The organism is uncultured Clostridium sp., assembly GCF_947072515.1.
Lineage (GTDB): Bacteria > Bacillota > Clostridia > Clostridiales > Clostridiaceae > Clostridium.
Map to the genome: position 1 here is coordinate 24,969 of NZ_CAMTIG010000027.1, position 18,725 is coordinate 43,693.

20 protein-coding genes and 1 riboswitch are annotated in these 18,725 nt (G+C 27.1%); of the genes, 15 read left to right on the plus strand and 5 right to left on the minus strand.

What is annotated here, in order from left to right; genetic code table 11:
* Window positions 1-81 precede the first annotated feature (81 nt).
* On the minus strand, window positions 82-708 hold the full coding sequence (locus Q0W06_RS11240) for a Crp/Fnr family transcriptional regulator (protein WP_297635309.1): 627 nt from the start codon (window positions 706-708) through the stop codon (window positions 82-84).
* Window positions 709-1,003: 295 nt separating this feature from the next.
* Between Q0W06_RS11240 and pnuC the strand changes: the two genes are divergently transcribed.
* The 7 genes from pnuC to Q0W06_RS11275 all read left to right on the plus strand — a co-directional run bounded on the left by pnuC (window position 1,004) and on the right by Q0W06_RS11275 (window position 8,770).
* Entirely contained in the window at window positions 1,004-1,813 is an 810-nt protein-coding gene (gene pnuC / locus Q0W06_RS11245) for a nicotinamide riboside transporter PnuC (protein WP_297635312.1), read from the plus strand.
* A 90-nt stretch (window positions 1,814-1,903) separates the two neighbouring features.
* Window positions 1,904-2,425, plus strand: a complete 522-nt coding sequence (locus Q0W06_RS11250) for a PepSY domain-containing protein (protein WP_297635314.1) — start codon at window positions 1,904-1,906, stop codon at window positions 2,423-2,425.
* Window positions 2,426-2,559: 134 nt separating this feature from the next.
* Window positions 2,560-2,946, plus strand: a complete 387-nt coding sequence (locus Q0W06_RS11255) for an HMA2 domain-containing protein (RefSeq protein ID WP_297635317.1) — start codon at window positions 2,560-2,562, stop codon at window positions 2,944-2,946.
* A 324-nt stretch (window positions 2,947-3,270) separates the two neighbouring features.
* Window positions 3,271-4,521, plus strand: coding sequence for a hemolysin family protein (locus tag Q0W06_RS11260; protein ID WP_297635320.1), 1,251 nt, complete (start codon window positions 3,271-3,273; stop codon window positions 4,519-4,521).
* Between the two features lie 51 nt (window positions 4,522-4,572).
* The gene (locus Q0W06_RS11265; protein ID WP_297635323.1) at window positions 4,573-5,025 is read left to right on the plus strand and encodes a deaminase; all 453 of its coding nucleotides are present in this window, start codon (window positions 4,573-4,575) and stop codon (window positions 5,023-5,025) included.
* A gap of 31 nt (window positions 5,026-5,056) precedes the next feature.
* Window positions 5,057-5,839, plus strand: a complete 783-nt coding sequence (gene lgt / locus Q0W06_RS11270) for a prolipoprotein diacylglyceryl transferase (protein ID WP_297635326.1) — start codon at window positions 5,057-5,059, stop codon at window positions 5,837-5,839.
* A gap of 73 nt (window positions 5,840-5,912) precedes the next feature.
* Window positions 5,913-5,973: riboswitch (Fluoride riboswitch) on the plus strand.
* Between the two features lie 94 nt (window positions 5,974-6,067).
* The gene (locus Q0W06_RS11275; protein ID WP_297635329.1) at window positions 6,068-8,770 is read left to right on the plus strand and encodes a hypothetical protein; all 2,703 of its coding nucleotides are present in this window, start codon (window positions 6,068-6,070) and stop codon (window positions 8,768-8,770) included.
* Between the two features lie 81 nt (window positions 8,771-8,851).
* Here the strand turns inward: Q0W06_RS11275 and Q0W06_RS11280 are convergent, their stop codons facing one another.
* A complete protein-coding gene (locus Q0W06_RS11280; RefSeq protein WP_297635332.1) occupies window positions 8,852-9,184 on the minus strand; it encodes a helix-turn-helix domain-containing protein in 333 nt (110 codons plus the stop codon).
* Window positions 9,185-9,331: 147 nt separating this feature from the next.
* Between Q0W06_RS11280 and Q0W06_RS11285 the strand changes: the two genes are divergently transcribed.
* Entirely contained in the window at window positions 9,332-10,462 is a 1,131-nt protein-coding gene (locus Q0W06_RS11285) for an S-(hydroxymethyl)glutathione dehydrogenase/class III alcohol dehydrogenase (RefSeq protein ID WP_297635334.1), read from the plus strand.
* Entirely contained in the window at window positions 10,449-11,291 is an 843-nt protein-coding gene (gene fghA / locus Q0W06_RS11290; protein WP_297635336.1) for an S-formylglutathione hydrolase, read from the plus strand. The genes Q0W06_RS11285 and fghA overlap by 14 nt, the downstream gene beginning before the upstream one ends.
* Window positions 11,292-11,830: 539 nt before the next feature.
* Here fghA and Q0W06_RS11295 read toward each other — a convergent pair.
* Window positions 11,831-12,250, minus strand: coding sequence for a hypothetical protein (locus Q0W06_RS11295; protein ID WP_297635338.1), 420 nt, complete (start codon window positions 12,248-12,250; stop codon window positions 11,831-11,833).
* Window positions 12,251-12,265: 15 nt separating this feature from the next.
* Window positions 12,266-13,150 carry a zinc ribbon domain-containing protein gene (locus Q0W06_RS11300; RefSeq protein WP_297635341.1) on the minus strand — a complete coding sequence of 295 codons (885 nt, stop codon included), beginning with the start codon at window positions 13,148-13,150 and terminating at the stop codon, window positions 12,266-12,268.
* Window positions 13,151-13,420: 270 nt separating this feature from the next.
* Here Q0W06_RS11300 and Q0W06_RS11305 point away from each other — a divergent pair, with 270 nt between their 5' ends.
* The 6 genes from Q0W06_RS11305 to Q0W06_RS11330 all read left to right on the plus strand — a co-directional run bounded on the left by Q0W06_RS11305 (window position 13,421) and on the right by Q0W06_RS11330 (window position 17,669).
* Window positions 13,421-14,611 (plus strand): OFA family MFS transporter, encoded by a 1,191-nt coding sequence (locus Q0W06_RS11305; RefSeq protein ID WP_297635344.1) that lies wholly within the window; start codon window positions 13,421-13,423, stop codon window positions 14,609-14,611.
* Between the two features lie 223 nt (window positions 14,612-14,834).
* Window positions 14,835-15,338 carry a hypothetical protein gene (locus Q0W06_RS11310; protein WP_297635347.1) on the plus strand — a complete coding sequence of 168 codons (504 nt, stop codon included), beginning with the start codon at window positions 14,835-14,837 and terminating at the stop codon, window positions 15,336-15,338.
* Window positions 15,339-15,490: 152 nt separating this feature from the next.
* Window positions 15,491-16,198: a hypothetical protein gene (locus Q0W06_RS11315; protein ID WP_297635350.1), complete on the plus strand. Its 708-nt coding sequence runs from the start codon at window positions 15,491-15,493 to the stop codon at window positions 16,196-16,198.
* Window positions 16,199-16,264: 66 nt separating this feature from the next.
* Window positions 16,265-16,525: a hypothetical protein gene (locus Q0W06_RS11320; RefSeq protein WP_297635353.1), complete on the plus strand. Its 261-nt coding sequence runs from the start codon at window positions 16,265-16,267 to the stop codon at window positions 16,523-16,525.
* 173 nt (window positions 16,526-16,698) lie between these two features.
* The gene (locus Q0W06_RS11325; protein WP_297635356.1) at window positions 16,699-17,346 is read left to right on the plus strand and encodes a M28 family peptidase; all 648 of its coding nucleotides are present in this window, start codon (window positions 16,699-16,701) and stop codon (window positions 17,344-17,346) included.
* An 11-nt stretch (window positions 17,347-17,357) separates the two neighbouring features.
* Window positions 17,358-17,669 (plus strand): M28 family peptidase, encoded by a 312-nt coding sequence (locus Q0W06_RS11330; protein ID WP_297635364.1) that lies wholly within the window; start codon window positions 17,358-17,360, stop codon window positions 17,667-17,669.
* Window positions 17,670-18,039: 370 nt separating this feature from the next.
* Here the strand turns inward: Q0W06_RS11330 and Q0W06_RS11335 are convergent, their stop codons facing one another.
* Window positions 18,040-18,222 carry a hypothetical protein gene (locus Q0W06_RS11335; protein ID WP_297635358.1) on the minus strand — a complete coding sequence of 61 codons (183 nt, stop codon included), beginning with the start codon at window positions 18,220-18,222 and terminating at the stop codon, window positions 18,040-18,042.
* Window positions 18,223-18,725: the final 503 nt, after the last annotated feature.

Genomic DNA, 18,725 nt, shown 5'->3' on the forward strand with positions numbered 1-18,725 from the left:
CATATTTGAGAAGCTAAACATTGAATCAAATACAGAAAAACATATAAAAAACAAAGGAAAAAATTCCTTTGTTTTTTCTTTTTAAATTAAATTATCAAAATAGTCTTCTAATAAAGAAAGTGATGGAATGGATATAATAGATTTTGATACATCTATTAAATTTTCCTCAACAAGTTCCTTTAAAACACGATTTACACTTCGTATATTAGAGCCGATTCCTTCAACTAAAAGAGTTTTAGTTATCGGAACATCTAAATCCTTTTTAGCAATGGTAATAAGGAAATACAAAACCCTATATTTTAATGGAAGTGTCACATGTCTCATTTCTCTTGCCCAACTTTGAAACATTCTGTTGGAAAAGTTGTAATTTAATGCAAGAGAGATATCTAAATCTGTTTTTACTAAGTCTAGAAAAATATCTTTATCTATCTGTAGAGTTTTACATGTGGTTAAAGGAATTATTGTTACTCCGATAGGTTTGTTTTGAAGAGCCTCAATTTCGCCGAAAATTGATTCAGAAGACTCAATATCTATCATATATGTAGTACCTACAAAATCAGAATAACACAGCTTTACGGTGCCTTCTTTTAATATATATACATTATCAAGTCGATTACCTTGAATAAGTATAGGCTCATTTTTTTTGAAAGTTTTTATTTTAAATTTATTAGGATATTTTTTAAAAAGTGATGTTAAATTATTAATCATATATAATACCTTCTTTTTATTTTATGAAATCGATAGTATATTAAAAAGTTATCAAATAAAGAATAATTTTGCAAATTATTTTATAAAATAAGGAAAAGATATAAATTGAAGTTCAAACTTACGTAAACTTGTACAAAAAAACTTAAATTAATTTAGGACAAATGTCCTTGAAAACATTTACTGAAAAAAGGATAATAGTGTTGTGAAATTGAGTAATATCAATGGATTACAAAAGATAAGATGAATAAAAACTAAATATACAAAAGATAAATTCTAAAGGAGAGTGTATTTACTTATGGAAATGGGCGGAATAGCGAAAAAGAAAGGCTTTTGGGCGTCCCTTACGATTTTTCAAAGAGGATTTTTAATAGTCTTTGTAGCAGCAAGTATTTTTTCTTTTATAAGTCCAATATTGTTAGGGGAATCAGTTGGTTCTTTATTTACTGTTGTATCTGTAGTTGGATTAATCTGTTCAATAACAGGGGTTCTAACATCGATATATCAAGCAAGAGGAGAAATTATACTATATGCATTTTTAATTACTAATACAATAACATATGCATGGGTATCATATGATCAGGCATTATACGGACAAATAATTCAAAATATTATTTTATTATTACCTATACAAATAGCAGGATTTATTTCATGGAAAAAGAACTTAGCTAAATCAGGAGATAATAAAATTGAAATAAAAACTTTTAAAGCATGGCAATGGATTGTTACAATAGTAGCATTAATAGTTTGCTGGTTTATATATTATGCATTCTTAACACATTTACCAGAAATATTACAAGCTATATTTGGTGGAAAGCTTATAGCACCAGATCCAAGTCCAAAATTAGACGCATTAACAACAGTATTAACAGTAATGGCTATGTTCTTAACATCAAGAAGATATATAGAACAATGGTGGTTCTGGATATTCTGTAATATTGGAGCTGTATTATTTATAGAAGGTTTATTCACTACTGCTCACTTTACAGGATCAGTACTAGTTGGTGACTTATCAGGGGCACTTAACTGGATTCAATATGGAGTAGGAGCTATATATGGATTCTACTTATGGAAGAAGATGCATAAAGAAAGAGTAAAAGAGGCTTAATATAAGAATCTCTGTATCTGAAAAGATACAGAGATTTTTTTTGTATAAAATAAAATAAAATAGGAATAATATGGAGAGAGGTGAGAATTTATGAAAAAAATAATGCTGAAAATTGGATATTTAGTATTTTTGCTAGGGGCTTGTATAGGTAGTGGAGCTTTAGCAGAAGCTTTTCAATTGGATTATCCACAGGAACTACAAAGTAATGTAGGAGAAAGTGAAGCAAAGGAAATAATGCAAAAGAAAGTTCCAAATGGAACATTAGTAAACTTTACATATAATGATTGGTATATTAATCCTAGCTTTGAAGGGGTACTTATAAAGAATGCTAAGGAATATCATTTAGAGGTTGATGCATTAACAGGATACATAAAGGAATATAAAGAGAATAATTTGAATATAAACGAAGGCAACTATGAGGGGAAGGTTATAACGGCAGAGGAAGCTAGGAAGATAATGCTCAAAAGGGCTGAAGGCGGAAATATAGAAGAATTTAATTATGATGGGAATGCACCAATTCCAATTTATGAAGGGCGAGTTGTTAATGGAATTACAACTTTTAAAATAATGATAGATGCAAGAGATGGAAAGATAATAGGGTTAGAAAGATAGCTTGAAAGCACTGCTTTTAAGCTATCTTTTTATTTATATAAGGAATATGGAGAAAGATACGATAAAAATAAAGTAATAATAAGTTTTAAATGTGAATAAATATATCTAACAGAAAAAAGAGGGAGATAAAAGATATGTTTAAGAAAATGTTTATTACTCAAATGCTTAAGATAAAAATAGAGAAAAGATTTAAAGGGAGGATTATATTTAAAATTAATTCTTTAAAAAAAATGGAAGATGAATATGTAGCGTATGAAAAGTTTTTATATCAAGCATTAAGAAAATTAGAGGGAATTGAGAGTATCGATATAGATACTAAGGAGGGCAGTGTTGATATAAAATACAATGAAAAAGTTTTAAAAGAGGAATTACTTTTAAAATGGGTGGAAATATTAAAAGAAGTAGGCATAAATAATTATGATTTCATAGAAGAAATGTGGGAAAAGAATGAGAAGTTAGTTGTGGATAAAATTGATAAAGAATTAGATGAAAAAATGAAGGGAATTAGAAGAAAAAAATAATTCTAGAAAAAAGGAAGAGAGGAAATCTTAAAAAGAATAAAAAATAGAAAAAAAGACGGCGTGAAATTGAAAAAAATCAATAGTTAAAAAAATAACAATATAAAATGTGAACGAGATAAAGCCTTGTGTAATAAGGGTTTAAAGGTAAAAATAATGTCGAAAAAACTAGAACATTGTTAAAAAAATAACTATAGGGTACAAAATAGTTAAATTTTTAACAAAGTTAAAATGGAGTGGAATTAAAAATGTAATTTTTATATAAAATATTCATACTATGTGATATAATGTAAAAAAATATAATGAAAATTAGGAGAGTGATTGTTTTTGGACTCTAGTTATACGGGGCAGATTATTTTATTAGTGGTGTTTCTTATATTATCAGGATTTTTCTCAATGTCAGAAACAGCCTTAATGTCTTTAAGTAAAATAAGAATAAGACATATGGTTGATGAAGGCGTAAAGGGGGCCAAGCTTGTTGAAAAGCTTACGGCAGATCCAAATAAATTATTAGGAGCAATACTTATAGGAAATAATATTGTCAATATTGGAGCTTCATCTATTGCAACCTCATTAGCAGTTAAAATATTTAATGGCAGTGATAGTGCTGTTGCTATTTCAACTGGAATAATGACTGTATTAGTTCTTATTTTTGGAGAAATTACACCAAAAACTATAGCAAAACAAAAATCAGAAAAAGTTTCGCTAAAAGTTTCTAAACCAATACAGTTCTGTGTAGGTGTATTTAAGCCTTTTGTAGTGATATTTACGGCTATTGCATCTATATTTATAAGACTTTGTGGAGCAGATCCTAAAGCAACTGAACCTTTTATTACACAAGAAGAGCTTAAAACGATGGTTGGCGTAAGCGAAGAAGAAGGCGTTTTAGAAGATGTTGAAAAAGAAATGATATTTAATGTTTTTGATTTTGCTGACCTTCAAGTTAAAGATGTTATGGTTCAAAGAGTTGATATTACAGCAGTGGAAATAAACGCAGATTATGCGACTGTTTTAAAAGTAATAAAAGAAGATCAATTTTCTAGAATACCAGTTTATGAGGATACTATTGATAATATAATTGGGATTCTAAATGTGAAGGATCTTATTATAGCAGGAGAAAGAGAAGGTGAATTTACAGTTAAAGAGTATATGAGAGAAGCTTTCTTTACTTTTGAATTTAAAAAAATTATTGAGCTTTTTAATGAAATGAAGAAAACAAGAAATCATATGGCTATTGTATTAGATGAATATGGTGGAACTGTTGGTATAGCAACAATAGAAGATCTAATTGAAGAAATTGTCGGAGAAATTGAAGATGAATATGATAAAGAATCTGACATGATTGAAGTAGTTAAAGAGGATGAGTACATTGTAGATGGTAGTTCAAAGCTTGACGATGTAAGTGAACTTATAGGTATTAATATGGAGTCGGAGGAATTTGATTCTATAGGAGGCTTAATAATAGGAGCATTAGGAAGAATACCAGAAGAAAAAGAGGAAGTAATTATAGATAAAATAAAATTTATAGTTGAAGACCTTGATAAAAATAGAATAAAAAAGGTTAGAATATATACGTAAGGATAGCTATTTAGCTATCCTTATTTTAAATTACATGTAAGGGAGTAAGTTATGGATTTTATGGAATTAGCAATAAAAGAAGCTGAAAAAGCATTTAACATAGGAGAAATCCCTGTAGGAGCAGTCATAGTTAAAGATGGAGTTGTTATAGGAAAAGGATATAATTTAAAAGAAAGGCTTAAAAATCCAATGGCGCATAGTGAGATAATAGCTATAAATGAGGCTTGTAAAGAGATTAATGATTGGAGATTAAATGGAGCAGAGATGTACGTTACATTAGAGCCTTGTCCAATGTGTGCTAGTGCAATTATTCAAAGTAGAATTTCAAAAATTTATATAGGTACTTTTAATAAGGATATGGGAGCCTGTGGTTCTGTAATTGATATAACAAATAATCAACATTTAAATAGTTACTTAAATATTGAGTGGACTTATGATAATAGATGCAGTGAATTGATGAAAAAATTTTTTGAAGGTAGAAGAAATATGAATAAAAGGTTATAATTATTAAAAAAGCATAAACGGGAGGGGAATAATGAATAATCCAGTAGCCTTTGAAATTTTAGGGTTTGAAGTAATGTGGTATGGAGTTTTAATTGGACTTGGGATAATTTTAGCTTTTGTATTAGCATATTTTAATGCAAAGAAGAAAGGATTAAACTTTGATACTTTAATAGATTTATTTTTAGTGGCATTTCCTTGCGCTATAATAGGAGCTAGGATATATTATGTAATATTTGAATGGGAATATTATAGAGGCGACATATTTAAAATGATGGATATAAGACAAGGTGGACTAGCTATTCACGGGGGACTTATAGGAGCTTTTTTAGCAGCATTTATATATACTAAGGTTAAGAAAATAAAATTTTTAGCATATGCAGATTTAGTTGCACCATCTATAATACTTGCACAAGGAATAGGTAGATGGGGGAACTTTATGAATAGTGAAGCTCATGGAGGACCTGTATCTCAAGAGTTTATTTCAAAGTTTCCGGAGTTTATACAAAATGGAATGTTTATAAATGGGCAGTATTATCACCCAACATTTTTGTATGAATCTATTTGGGATATTTTAATGTGTGGAGTATTAGTATATATTTTATATAAAACTAAAAAAGGAAATGAAGGAGTAACTATTTGTAGCTATATGATTCTTTATTCAGTAGGAAGATTTTTTATTGAAGGATTAAGAACAGATAGTTTAATGTTTTTAGGTTTAAGAATGGCTCAGATGATTTCGTTAGCTGGAATTATAATAGGAGTTGTAGGGATTATATACTTAAATATAAAGAATAGAAAGTTAAAAATGGCATGATGAAAAAGCATTAAGTTTATTAAACTATTATTGAAAAATAAAGCTTTTTAAGGTAAAATTTAAACATAAGAAATGAATAATAGGTTATGAAGTTAACCTTTAACCGCTTAAAAGCTAATGACTTCTACAGAATTTGTAGAGAGCATTGGCTTTTTTTTTATTTGAAAAATTACTCTATAATTAAAGTTAGAGAGATTAAATTATTTTATAGGTTAGGAGAAGTTTAATATGGAAACAAAATGTATAAAAAAAATTTATAGACCCTTAGAGCAGGAATTAAAAAAGATTGAAAAGCATCTTAAATATGTTTTAGATGAGATAAACACTAGTGAGAATTGGATTTATATTGAAAATAAAAAAATTATAATAAATAGAGACCAAGCTAATGTAATTGTAGATAGCTTATATTACAATAATTCTAATGTTATGTATGGTGTTGGTATTGAAGAAATAAAAGATAAATATAAAGAGTATTTTTCTTTTGAAGGCTTCAATACATGGACTATACCTAATTTAAAGGAACTTAAAGGACTTGTTAAAACATCTATTGAATATCCGAATAAAGTTAGTACTGCAGATATGAAATTTAAAGATGGGGTAAGAGCTTTCTTACTTTGTGATGACAGAGGAAAAACAGCAAGATATAGGATTGAAAGCCCAGGGGTTTTTAGTGGACTTGCATCTATTTTTCCTATTATTAGAATAGAACCAAAAAATATATTTGGAGTATTAAAATTTATTTTAGATAATAAGCTTATTATAAAAGATTTTAAAAATAAAGAAAGTTTAAATATACTTACAGAGTTTAATGCAGTATACCCATTATTATGTGATGAAACTCTTATAATAGATAGAGATTTAATATATAAGGATTTAAACGAGGATTCTTTAAAGTACATATTTAAAAATAATATTGAAGATATCTATGATGAATTTTTAAATTATGATAAAAGAAGAATAGGTATTGAGGGATATGATAAAAAGCTTTTAGAAGATATAAATAGGGGAGATTGGGATTTATATAAATATGAATTTAAGAAGAAAAAAGAAGAGGATACTTATGTATATTTTGATAAAGAAATAGTAGCTAGAAATCCAATGTCTGATATTAAAGAAAATGGAATTGTGGCTATTGATTTTGGAACTAAAAGTACTGTTGTAGTTTATCAAGAAAAGAATGAACATAGTATTCCAATGAGAATTGGAGCCATTGATTTAAAGAGTGAAGTTTTAGAATCACAATATGAAAATCCAACAGTTATGGAGTTTATTGATATAAATAATTTTTTAGAGAGATATGATTTAGAAGAGGGAAGACCTGAAACTAGATGGAAAGACCTAACTGTTTCACATACAGCTAATAATGAACTTTTAAATAATGATAGTATCGATTATTACTCATATATGAGTGATTTAAAAATGTGGTGTGGAAGTAGCGATAGAAAGGTTAGAATCATTGATAGAGAAGGATTAACTATAGATTTACCAAACTTTATAGATATTAAAGAAGGGGATTTCAATCCTATAGAAATCTATGCATACTACATAGGAAGTTACATAAATAATATGCAAAATGGAATATACTTAGAGTACATTTTATCTTTTCCTGTAACTTATGATGAAGTTATAAAAAATAAGATTATAGAATCTTTTAAAAGAGGAATAAAAAAATCCATTTCAGATATTGTATTAGAGAGCAAAAAAGTTAAAGTTGTGGAAGGGGCAAGTGAACCTGCTGCGTACGCAATATCTGCATTAAAATCATATGAGTTTGAGCCAGATGAAAATAAAAATATATATTATGGAGTATTTGATTTTGGTGGAGGAACTACAGATTTTGACTATGGATTGTATAGAATTGCTGATGATGATAAAGAGGACAGGTTTGACTATGTTATAGAGCATTTTGGTGCAGGTGGTGACAGATATCTTGGAGGAGAAAATCTTTTAGAGCTTTTAGCTTTTAATGTGTTTAAAGATAATGCAAGCTTATTAAGAAAAGAAGAAATAACTTTCACAATACCAGCTGAATGCAATATATTTGTTGGATCTGAAACCTTAATTAAGGAATCAAAAGAAGCGAGATTAAATATGCGACAGCTTATGGAGAAGTTAAGACCAATCACTGAACATCATAAAGATTATAAAGAAAAATATAAAGATGGAATAAAGCTAGATTTTTATAAAAATGATGGTACATTAATTGAAAATATAGAACTTAATATTGAGTTAAACAAGCTTGAGAATATTCTAGAGGATAGAATAAGAAAAGGAATATCTAGCTTTTTTGAATCACTTAATGACTCATTTAAAGCTGAATCTATAGATAATGTTGAGAAAATAAATATACTTCTTGCAGGAAACTCAAGTAAATCAGAATTAGTAAATAATATTTTTAAAGAACTAATAAAAGAGAAAAATGATATAAAATATGATTTATATCCACCTCTTAGAACAGAGGATTCTTATAAAAAGTTAGAGGAACTAGGAATTAAATTTGATAGAAATGATTTAGAAAAGCCAACAGGTAAAACAGGTGTTGCATTTGGACTTATTGAAAGCAGAAGTGGTGGAGCTATTAAGGTTATAAATAGAGAAAATAAGTTTAAATACTTTGTTGGAAGAGGAAAAAGAAAGAAGTTTAAATTAGTATTAGATAAAAATACAAAGTTTAATGAATGGGTTAAATTTATAGATGCAAGTGAAGAAAATTTTGAAATATACTATACAACACTTCCTATAGCGAGGGGGAATGAGTTAAGCATTACAGATATAGAAAGAATAAGACTTGAAATAGAAAAAACATATGATGATGCTAATCTTTATATAAGAGCAGTTGGATTAGATGAAATAGAATATGTTGTATCAAGAGATGACATGATACAAGAAGATAAATATTTAAGTGAAATAGTCTCTATAAAATTAAGTTAATATATCAATAGTAGGTAGAGAAAATAAAGAGGACTTTTTATGGAAAGTTCTCTTTATTTATGAAGAATTTTAATGTGAAATCTATTCAATTGTATCTTTAAACTCTTCGCCCCAATCACAGATACTTTCGATAAAACTTTCTAATTTTAATCCTATTTCTGTTAATTCATATTCAACTTTGGGAGGGACAACTTTAAAAACAGTTCTTTTTATTATATTATCTTCTTCTAATTCTCGTAATTGTCTAATTAGCATTCTTTGATTTATATCAGGAAGCATTCGTTCTATTTCACTTAGTCTTAATTTAGTTTTCTGAAATAAGCACCATATAATAGATATCTTCCATTTTCCGCCTATTACTGATAAAGCAAGATCTTTACTTGTATAAAATTCTCTGCCTTTATAATCTATCATTTTATAATCTCCTTTTGCTTTAATATTCCTCACTGACAAATTTGTCAGTATTGTATCTTATATGCTACTACATTAAAATAAATTTAACTAGAGAGATTAATGATTTAATCACTATATCTAATTTTACGAAAGAAAGAAGGGTTAATAATGAAAAGTAGAGCTGCCGTTGCTTTTAAAGCAGGAGAACCATTAAAAGTTGTAGAAATTGATGTTGCTGAACCTAAAGCGAAAGAGGTGTTAATTAAAATTTTATATACATCAGTTTGTCATACTGATGCATTTACCTTATCTGGTAAAGATCCAGAAGGAATTTTTCCAACAGTATTAGGACATGAAGGAGCAGGTGTTGTTGTTGCAGTTGGAGAAGGAGTAACATCTGTTAAATCAGGTGATCATGTTATTCCTTTATATACTGCTGAATGTGGAGAATGTAAATTCTGTCGTTCTGGTAAAACTAACTTATGTAGTGCTGTACGTGAAACTCAAGGAAAAGGATTAATGCCTGACGGTACAACACGTTTTTCATATAATGGAGAACCAATTTATCATTACATGGGAACAAGTACATTTAGTGAGTACACAGTTGTTTCAGAAGTGTCACTTGTAAAAATTGAAAAAAATGCGCCACTTGATAAGGTATGTTTATTTGGATGTGGTGTAACAACTGGAATTGGAGCTGTACATAAAACTGCTAAAGTTGAAGAGGGAGCTGTTACAGCGGTATTTGGATTAGGAGCAATCGGACTTGCTGCAATTCAAGGTTTAAAACAGGTTAAAGCTAAAAGAATTATTGCTATTGATTTAAATGAAAATAAATTTGAATTAGCAAAAAAAATGGGAGCGACTGATTTCATAAATCCATCTAAATTTGATAAACCAATCCAAGAGGTAATTATTGAAATGACTGATGGAGGAGTAGATTATAGTTTTGAATGTATTGGTAATGTTGAAGTAATGAGATCAGCACTTGAATGCTGTCACAAAGGCTGGGGAGAAAGTATTATAATTGGAGTTGCTGGTGCTGGAGAAGAAATTCACACACGTCCTTTCCAATTAGTTACAGGAAGAGTATGGAGAGGATCTGCCTTTGGTGGAGTTAAAGGAAGAAGTGAACTTCCTCAAATGGTTGAAGAATATATGAATGGAGAAATAGATTTAGATTCTTTTATAACGCATCATTTAGAATTTAAAGATATTAACACTGCATTTGATTTACTTCATAAAGGTGAGTCAATTAGAACTATCTTAACTTATGGTGATGATAATGATAATGCCTAAAATTATAGATAAAGCTAGGTGTTTTGAGGGAGAGCAAATTAAATATACTCATTATTCAGAAGCTTTAAAGTGTGATATGAATTTTAGCATTTATCTTCCAGAGAATAAAAATAATGAAAAAATAGCTCTTGTTTGGTGGTTATCAGGATTAACTTGTAATGATGATAATTTTACTCAAAAAAGTGGTTTTCAACGTTTAGCTTCTAAATATAATGTTGCAGTAATCATACCTGATACTTCACCTAGAGGAATAAATATTCCAGATAATGATGATTGGGATATTGGGCAAGGGGCTGGATTTTATTTAGATGCTACAAGAGAACCTTGGAGTGAAAATTACAAAATGTACTCTTATTTAACAGAAGAGTTAACTGATATTGCTAAAGGAATAGTTCCAAATTTTTCTGGTAAAGAAAGTATTATGGGACATTCTATGGGAGGTCACGGAGCCTTAGTTATTGCATTAAAAAATCCTAAAAGATTTGCTTGTGCATCTGCATTTGCTCCTATTTTAAATCCTTCTAAAGCTCCTTGGGGAATAAAAGCTTTTTCAAATTACTTGGGTGATGATACATCGCTATGGGATGAATGGGATTCAACTAAATTAATAGCAGAAGTTAAAGCACCACCTATCTTTATAACACAAGGAACATCAGATAAATTCTATGAAACTCAATTAAATGAAGAGAATTTCTTAAATAATTCTAAACTTAAAAATAATAATGTAATTTATAAGAAAGTTTTAAATTATGATCATAGTTATTTCTTTATAGCTAGTTTTATAGAAGAACATTTTGAATTTCATATGAAATATCTAAAAGAGTTATAGAATTTAAAAGAATAATTAGAATATTAAAGTTAATAGAGAAGTTTTAATTAAAGCTTATAAAAATGCTATCAAAAGTAATTATTTTGATAGCATTTTTTATATAATATCTTTAATAAGGTATTAAAATTTAAAATATATATTATTTTATAAATTAATTATCATAAATAGTTAACATATATTAAGTATAATGAAAATAGAAAATAAAAGAGAAAAAGATTTCACCAGAAAAGTTTAAAGAATATGGGGGGCTAATTGAGATTGCTATAAAATATTAAAAGATGAATAGGATCTCAAGTAGAGAAAAAATGCTTAATTATAGTGCAAGGTAGTATTAAATAAATTTAATACTATAACTTAAATTAAGAAAAGAGATGATAAAAATGAAGTCAACTTTTGTAAAGAGTCATTTAAGCAATATTATTTGTTATGTAATACTTGGAGCTATAATAGTATACAGTTTTATTCTAGGTGTTTGCAGATAGTAAGAGGGTTTATATCCTAAATAAAAAGTATTTAAAAAAGATTAGATAATCATGTATCTAATCTTTTTTAAATGCTTCTCGTACAATATTAAAACCTTTTTGTAAATGTGAAGGATTCATATTGAAATTGGGTAATCCGCTATTAACGTTGGAACCTCTAGAGCAATTATATACATCAATGATTGAAGTAAAGATAGCATTTTTTCTTTTTAAAGATTCCAAGTTAGTTAATAATGTTTTTATATTTTCATTTGTTTCATCAAGAGTTAATGTTTGATTTAAGAATTTCTGTGTAGTATCTTGTAAATCTAATATCCAATTTTCAATAGTTTGTTTTAAAATTGATTTTTCAGTTAAATCATTTTCATCTGATATAGGATATTTTTCATCTACGGCGTATAGTAGAAATTTAAAGTATTTAAATAAATTTGTTATTCTTTCTAATTCATTTTTTTCAGTAGATTTTTTTGAAAACATAAAGAAAACTCCTAACTATATATTATTATCTTGAAGAATTTTTTCTATTAATAAACCACCAGTTGTAACTATATAAAAGCCTTTCCAAATTAAAAGTATTCCAAAGGTTATAGAACAAAGTAAAAATAATGGGATAAAAGAAAGTCCAAGTATAATTATTTTGCCTAGATTTTGGAGACCATATTTCCAACCTAATTTGATACTTTTACCTAGTTCTAAGTTTCTACTTACATAGATATAAAATCCAATAAGGAAAAATAATTGAACACATCCAAGTATAATTAACACAACTAGATTTAGAAGCCCTACAAATAGTGTTCCTCCAGCAGTTAATAAACTTATATCAGGTTGTACGAACAAGGTAAATAGCATGGTTATACCTCCAGAAATGAAAGTTACTAGAAACAATCCAATGCTAAGATTTATATTTATGGTAAAATTCCATTTAGCTTTTCCTGTTTTAATAACTTCAACGACTTTTAGAAGAACATAACCTCCAAAGATAGCTGCTATAAAGCATTCTAACAGGTATCCAATAAACTTGCTTAAAGGGGAATCAATTATTTTATCTAAAGTAAGTATATTTGAAGCTAGTACCATTATTACTACGAATGGTAATAAATAAAAGACACCATATATGATCTTTTTATTTACATTTTTATTATTTACAAGTCTATTAGAGACTGCTTTTATGTCATTGCACTTATATGAAGTATCTTTTAATAATGGTATAAGCAAATTACTACCACAATTAACACATACTTCAGCATTTTCTGATATATGACTTCCACAGTGCTCACAAAATCGAATTGCCCTTTCATCTGAGAAGGCGACACCACAATCCTTACAAAGTTCTTTTTCATCTTTATCTCGTTCTTTACCACAATGGCAACAATACATAATATCACTCCTATACTATTTTTCTTTTGTATTTAAATTACCTTTTAGATAGAAAAACAATTATAATATCTTAATATTTGTTATATTGTACCATAAAGTTAAGGAGAAACTTACATTAAAAAGTAAAATATTAATTAAATAAGATAATTTTGTTAAAAAAGGGTTAATTTAAATAGAAGATAGAATAATAGTGCTATAATCTAACTGGAAGTAAATGTTTTCATAAAATGAAAATTTATTTCAACTTTAATCAAATAGGGGGTAAAAGTCATGAATAATGAAAAAAGGTCATTAGTTTTAATTGGGACGATGATAGCTCAAATTGGATTAGGAACGCTATATACCTGGAGTATGTTCAATAAACCTATAGGGCAGTTGCATCATTGGAGCATTGAGCAGGTAGCACTAAGTTTTTCTATAACAAGTTTTGCTTTAGCTGTAAGTACTTTATTTTCAGGAAAACTTCAAGAGGTATTTGGAGTTAAAAGAGTAGTTGCTTTCTGTGGTATAGTTTTAGGACTTGGATTGATAATGGCTGCAAGAATGGATTCTTTAGATGCTTTATACATTTTTGCAGGTGTAATTGTAGGGGCAGCAGACGGAATAGCATATATGCTTACTTTAACTAATTGTATTCAATGGTTTCCAGATAAAAAAGGTTTAATAGCAGGATTATCAATAGGATGCTATGGGATTGGTAGTTTAATATTTAAGTATATCAATGCATATTTTCTTAAATCATTTGGAGTTAAATCTGCATTTTTATATTGGGGATTATGTGCATTTGCTTTAGTGTTTATAGGAGCATTGCTTTTAAGAGATGCAAAAGTGGATACAGAGAATGAAGTAACTAATCTAAAAGGAATTATAAGAGAGTATAAAAGAACAGAATTGTTTAAATTACCTCAAGCATACTTATTGTTTATTGCATTCTTAGCATCTTGTTTAGGTGGATTATATGTAATTGGAGTAGCAAAAAATGTAGGAATGCAGTTAGCACATTTAAGTGCAGTAAATGCAGGAAGTGCTATAGTAATTGTAGCTATTTTTAATACTATAGGTAGATTTATTTTAGGAAGTCTTTCAGATAAAATGTCAAGAACGAAAGTATCAGCTATTGCTTTTGCAATTATTGCAGTATCTGCATCAATTGTATTATTTATACCATTAAATTTTGCATGGTTTTTAGTTTCAATTGGAGGAATAGCTTTTGCCTTTGGAGGAAACTTAACTATATTCCCAACAGTTGTAGGAGAATATTTTGGACTTAAGAATAGTAGCAAAAACTACGGAATTATTTATCAAGGATTTGGAATTGGTGGACTTTTAGGTGGAGTTATTGCTAGATTAATGGATGGATTGAGACCAACATTTTATTTAGTTTTAATAATGTCTATAATAGCTTTTATAATTATGTTATCAATAAAAGCACCACAAGAAAAAGCTGTTACTATAAAATAGAATTTAGAACATAAATAAAGAATATATTAGATATAAAAAGATTATTAAGTTAAAAAAGACTTTTTAATCTTTTTTTTTATTTTCAAAATTTAGAAGTTTGACATTATATTAAACTATAGAGAAGTTTGTGATTTATGGATTATTATATAGATATTTATATTACTAATATTTGTTTTATTGAAAAAATATTCCATATATTATAAAATAAAATTGGGGTGAATATATGGAAAAAACTTATGGGATTAGTAATGAAGTTTTATTAAAAGGGCAACAAAATTTAAAAAATAATATTGATTTTACTAAAATAAAAAAAATATTATTAATTTCTTTAGGGTTTCTAACTATTGTAGGCAGTTTAATATTATTTTCTGATTATAAAAGATATAAAATAGAAGGGTATGACAATGTATCGTTAAATAGATTTGCAATAATTGGAGTTAGTGTAATACTTATTGTAGTTATAAGTGCATATTATATTATATTAAAAGCACTATGGAGGAACGCTTTTAATAAATATGAAGCGAATGATGTAAATATAATTACTAGTACAGAAAATGGATGTATTTATAAACAGTTTAGAAATGACAAAGAAATATATTCGGTAAATATTTCAGACTGTAAAATAATTACTAGTTCAAAAATAGATGATATGAAAATAATAATATATATGAGATATAGAAGACTTCCAGAGTATATTATTATTCCAGAAGAATATTATAAAGATTAAAAATATAAAAAGAAACTATTTATAATTAGAACTTGTACTTGCCTATAGCGGGTACTGGGCACAGTTGGACTCAGTTTAAATAAATGAATTTTTAGAAACGTATTTAGACGTGATAGGTTGAAAATTTTATAATAAAATGTGGAGAAGATTTTATGAGAAAGAAAATAATTTTAGGAATGTTGTTAGGTGTATTAGTACTAGGGGGAGGGTGTAATGCTAATATAGGTAAAACGGAAAATGTTATAGAATTTGAGAAAAAAGAAAAATATAGAAATCTAGAAAATGAAATAGGATTAGAAAATATCGATATAAATAGGTTTGCAGAGTTAATAGATTCATTGGAGTATATGAGTTCAGAATACAAATTAAATAGGCAGCAAAGTTTAAAGGCTAGTAAATTAAATAAGAAGAATATTGATGAAATTGTTGAACGAGCGATATATTTAATAAATAACTATAATAGAGAAATGCCTAAATATTTTTATGTACAGACAATAAATGAAATAGACTTATTAGGAGAATATATAAGTTTAGATTTAGCAGTAGAATTATTAAAAGAATGTATATTTAGTGAAAATATAGATGAAATGAAAAGTATGATTATTGATGAAGATTTTAAAATATATTGGTATACATATGTTAGTGAATTGTTAAGTGATTTTTATCAAGAAAATAAACAAGTAAAACAAGAAGAGAAGAATATAATAATAGATTATTTAAGAGAATTAAAGGCATATCCAATTTTAATAGTATCAAGTAAAGCTGAAAAAAGCGATTTTGAAATGAAAATGATAGAGGATTCGAGCAAAAAGCTAGTAGATTTAAAAAATGAAGTTAATTATATTTTATCTAAAAATTAAAAATAATTTTGACTATGTTTAGATTTTTTGAAACATAGTCATTTTTTATAAAAAGGGGTGTGGTAATTGAAGGATTTATTTAATAAAACATTAATAGCATCAATAATAATACACATATTAATGTTTACTCATATTAATGTTTCAGAAAAAATTATTGAGTTTGAATCATTGATACCTGTATTAGTAGGACTTATTACGATGCTAATAGTATTTAGAGTGAGTAATTTTACAAAGATGAATTTTATTAAAAAGCAATATGTAAGTTGGTTTGGGTATGGGAGTGGATATTGTTTAGGGTTTTTATATTTTATTATAATTAGTTTATAATAAATAAATTATATATAAGGTTAATGAGTTTTATTTTTCATTCAAGTAGTATCTATTGACTGATAGATACTACTTTTTTTCTGAAATAAAGGTTATCTAAATTTGCGTATTGATTAATAAATTTAAGGTATGGAGAATATTATAATTATTATTAAGTAAATAGGGAGATTGAGATGAAAAAATATATAATTATTGGATTAGTAGCGATAGGAACTTTATTATCTATGACTGGTTGTAATAATATACAAGCTCAAAATGCAAATAAAAAAGAAGTTATTTCAACGGATTCTAATAAGTTTGTTGAATCTAAAGATAGTATTGAGATAAATAAAAAAGAAATTATAGAAGAGCTAATATCTGATAAATATGAAGGTAGATTAGTTGGAAGTCAAGGGAATAAATTAGCTGAAGAATATTTATATTTGAAATTTGAGGAATTAAATTTAAAGCCTGTTTTGAATAATAATTTATATCATAACTATGAGCAAGAGGTAAGTGATACTTATGGAGCAGTTGATGAGAACAGCAAAACAAGAATTGCAAGCGTAAATAATGTAGTTGGGAAAATTGAGGGAAAGAATAATAAAAAGGCTATAGTTGTTTCAGCACATTTTGATCATATAGGTAAGCAAAATGGAGAAATTATTAGAGGTGCAGTTGATAATGCTAGTGGAGTAGCTATTTTATTAGATTTAGCATTAAGTTTAAAAGAAAAAAATTTAGAGTCGGATATAATATTTTGTGCATTTAATGGAGAAGAGAAAGGTTTGAGTGGGAGTCAGAAATTTGTTGAAGATATAAAAAAGAGTATGAAAATATAATTAATATAAATATTGATTCAGTAGGATATAAAAATGGTGGAGATATAATTTTTTTGCAACAAAAAAATCATGAAAAAATATATTCATTAATGGAAGAAAGTTTAAATTTAAATGATATAAAAATAAATAAAGATGGGAAGTTAATGGGTGTTTCAGATAATAAAAATTTTGAAAGAAATGGAATCTCTAATATATGTTTAATTGATGAAAACGTAAAAGAAGTTATCCATAGTGTAAAAGATACTGAAGATAAAGTAGACTATAGTAAATTAGATAATTTAGTCAAGTCAGTTAATTATTTTATAAAAAACTATAAATTTTAGTTAATAGAACTTGTACTTGCCCAGGGTTCGTGCTGGACACAATTGTGCCCAGTTTTTTTTGTGTCTGGGGTTCATTATAGGCGACTTAGAGCTAGTTGCGTATCTAAAAAAATAAAACCAAATCAGTTTTAAATTCTTGATTTGGTTAAATTAACAATACTGTGTCTAAATTTAGTTCTTAGAATTTTAGTACTGATTTGATTTGTGGATTTCATTATAAATATAGGACTTAATAAAGCCATAAATAACTCCAATGATAAATAATGTTAATAAAATTAATATTAAATTTAATATAGTAAATTTAATATTAAATACAATTAAAATTATAAGTAGGACTATATTTATAGGATTTATTATAGTACCTATAATTTTATTCATCAGGATACATGCTATCGTCAGTATTATCAGTATAAATTATCCATTTTTTTACACTGTTATAGACATCTTTACCAAAAGCACTTCCAGCAGCTGTTACAGCTCCTGCGCATTTTAAATCGTTTCTCCAGTTTCCACTATTAAGAGTATCTAATTCTTCTAATTGTAATTCGTTCATTTAGAATTACCTCCTTTATTTTTTAGGAAATTTCTATAAAGCTAGTTACACTATTTAAATTTATCTCGAGATCTACTTAGAAATATTTTGTAATTCATTTATGTGTTAATTATATTGAGCAAAGAAATTTAATACAAAGAGATAAAATTATTAAATTATTAGTTAAAATGATTTTGTTCTATTTTTTTTTAGGATAACTTAAAAATTTCTAAAAATAAAATAGACGAATAAAACTTAGAGTAGCGAAAATTAAAAAATATTGAAATTAGTTATATTAAATACTTTAAAAGAAAGGTAAAAAGGTATGTTTAATAAGTATTGTTGCATTAAGCAAAAAGAGCTTAAAGATTGTGGATGTGCATGTTTAGTAACTATTTGTAAGTAGTATGGAAATAGTATCCCTATTTATAAGATTCGTGAAATTGCAAATAACAACTTGTACTTGCCTAGGGTCAATGCTATCAACTTAACCAAATCAGAGATTTAAATCTGATTTGGTTTTT

What these genes read in the sequence shown, in the direction of transcription:
- Q0W06_RS11310 (WP_297635347.1), top strand. Translation starts at nt 14,835, where the DNA reads ATGGAAAAAACTTATGGGATTAGTAATGAAGTTTTATTAAAAGGGCAA.
- Q0W06_RS11240 (WP_297635309.1), bottom strand. Translation starts at nt 708, where the DNA reads ATGATTAATAATTTAACATCACTTTTTAAAAAATATCCTAATAAATTT.
- Q0W06_RS11300 (WP_297635341.1), bottom strand. Translation starts at nt 13,150, where the DNA reads ATGTATTGTTGCCATTGTGGTAAAGAACGAGATAAAGATGAAAAAGAA.
- Q0W06_RS11255 (WP_297635317.1), top strand. Translation starts at nt 2,560, where the DNA reads ATGTTTAAGAAAATGTTTATTACTCAAATGCTTAAGATAAAAATAGAG.
- Q0W06_RS11295 (WP_297635338.1), bottom strand. Translation starts at nt 12,250, where the DNA reads ATGTTTTCAAAAAAATCTACTGAAAAAAATGAATTAGAAAGAATAACA.
- lgt (WP_297635326.1), top strand. Translation starts at nt 5,057, where the DNA reads ATGAATAATCCAGTAGCCTTTGAAATTTTAGGGTTTGAAGTAATGTGG.
- Q0W06_RS11335 (WP_297635358.1), bottom strand. Translation starts at nt 18,222, where the DNA reads ATGAACGAATTACAATTAGAAGAATTAGATACTCTTAATAGTGGAAAC.
- fghA (WP_297635336.1), top strand. Translation starts at nt 10,449, where the DNA reads ATGATAATGCCTAAAATTATAGATAAAGCTAGGTGTTTTGAGGGAGAG.
- Q0W06_RS11280 (WP_297635332.1), bottom strand. Translation starts at nt 9,184, where the DNA reads ATGATAGATTATAAAGGCAGAGAATTTTATACAAGTAAAGATCTTGCT.
- Q0W06_RS11265 (WP_297635323.1), top strand. Translation starts at nt 4,573, where the DNA reads ATGGATTTTATGGAATTAGCAATAAAAGAAGCTGAAAAAGCATTTAAC.
- Q0W06_RS11250 (WP_297635314.1), top strand. Translation starts at nt 1,904, where the DNA reads ATGAAAAAAATAATGCTGAAAATTGGATATTTAGTATTTTTGCTAGGG.
- pnuC (WP_297635312.1), top strand. Translation starts at nt 1,004, where the DNA reads ATGGAAATGGGCGGAATAGCGAAAAAGAAAGGCTTTTGGGCGTCCCTT.
- Q0W06_RS11285 (WP_297635334.1), top strand. Translation starts at nt 9,332, where the DNA reads ATGAAAAGTAGAGCTGCCGTTGCTTTTAAAGCAGGAGAACCATTAAAA.
- Q0W06_RS11325 (WP_297635356.1), top strand. Translation starts at nt 16,699, where the DNA reads ATGAAAAAATATATAATTATTGGATTAGTAGCGATAGGAACTTTATTA.
- Q0W06_RS11275 (WP_297635329.1), top strand. Translation starts at nt 6,068, where the DNA reads ATGGAAACAAAATGTATAAAAAAAATTTATAGACCCTTAGAGCAGGAA.
- Q0W06_RS11315 (WP_297635350.1), top strand. Translation starts at nt 15,491, where the DNA reads ATGAGAAAGAAAATAATTTTAGGAATGTTGTTAGGTGTATTAGTACTA.
- Q0W06_RS11305 (WP_297635344.1), top strand. Translation starts at nt 13,421, where the DNA reads ATGAATAATGAAAAAAGGTCATTAGTTTTAATTGGGACGATGATAGCT.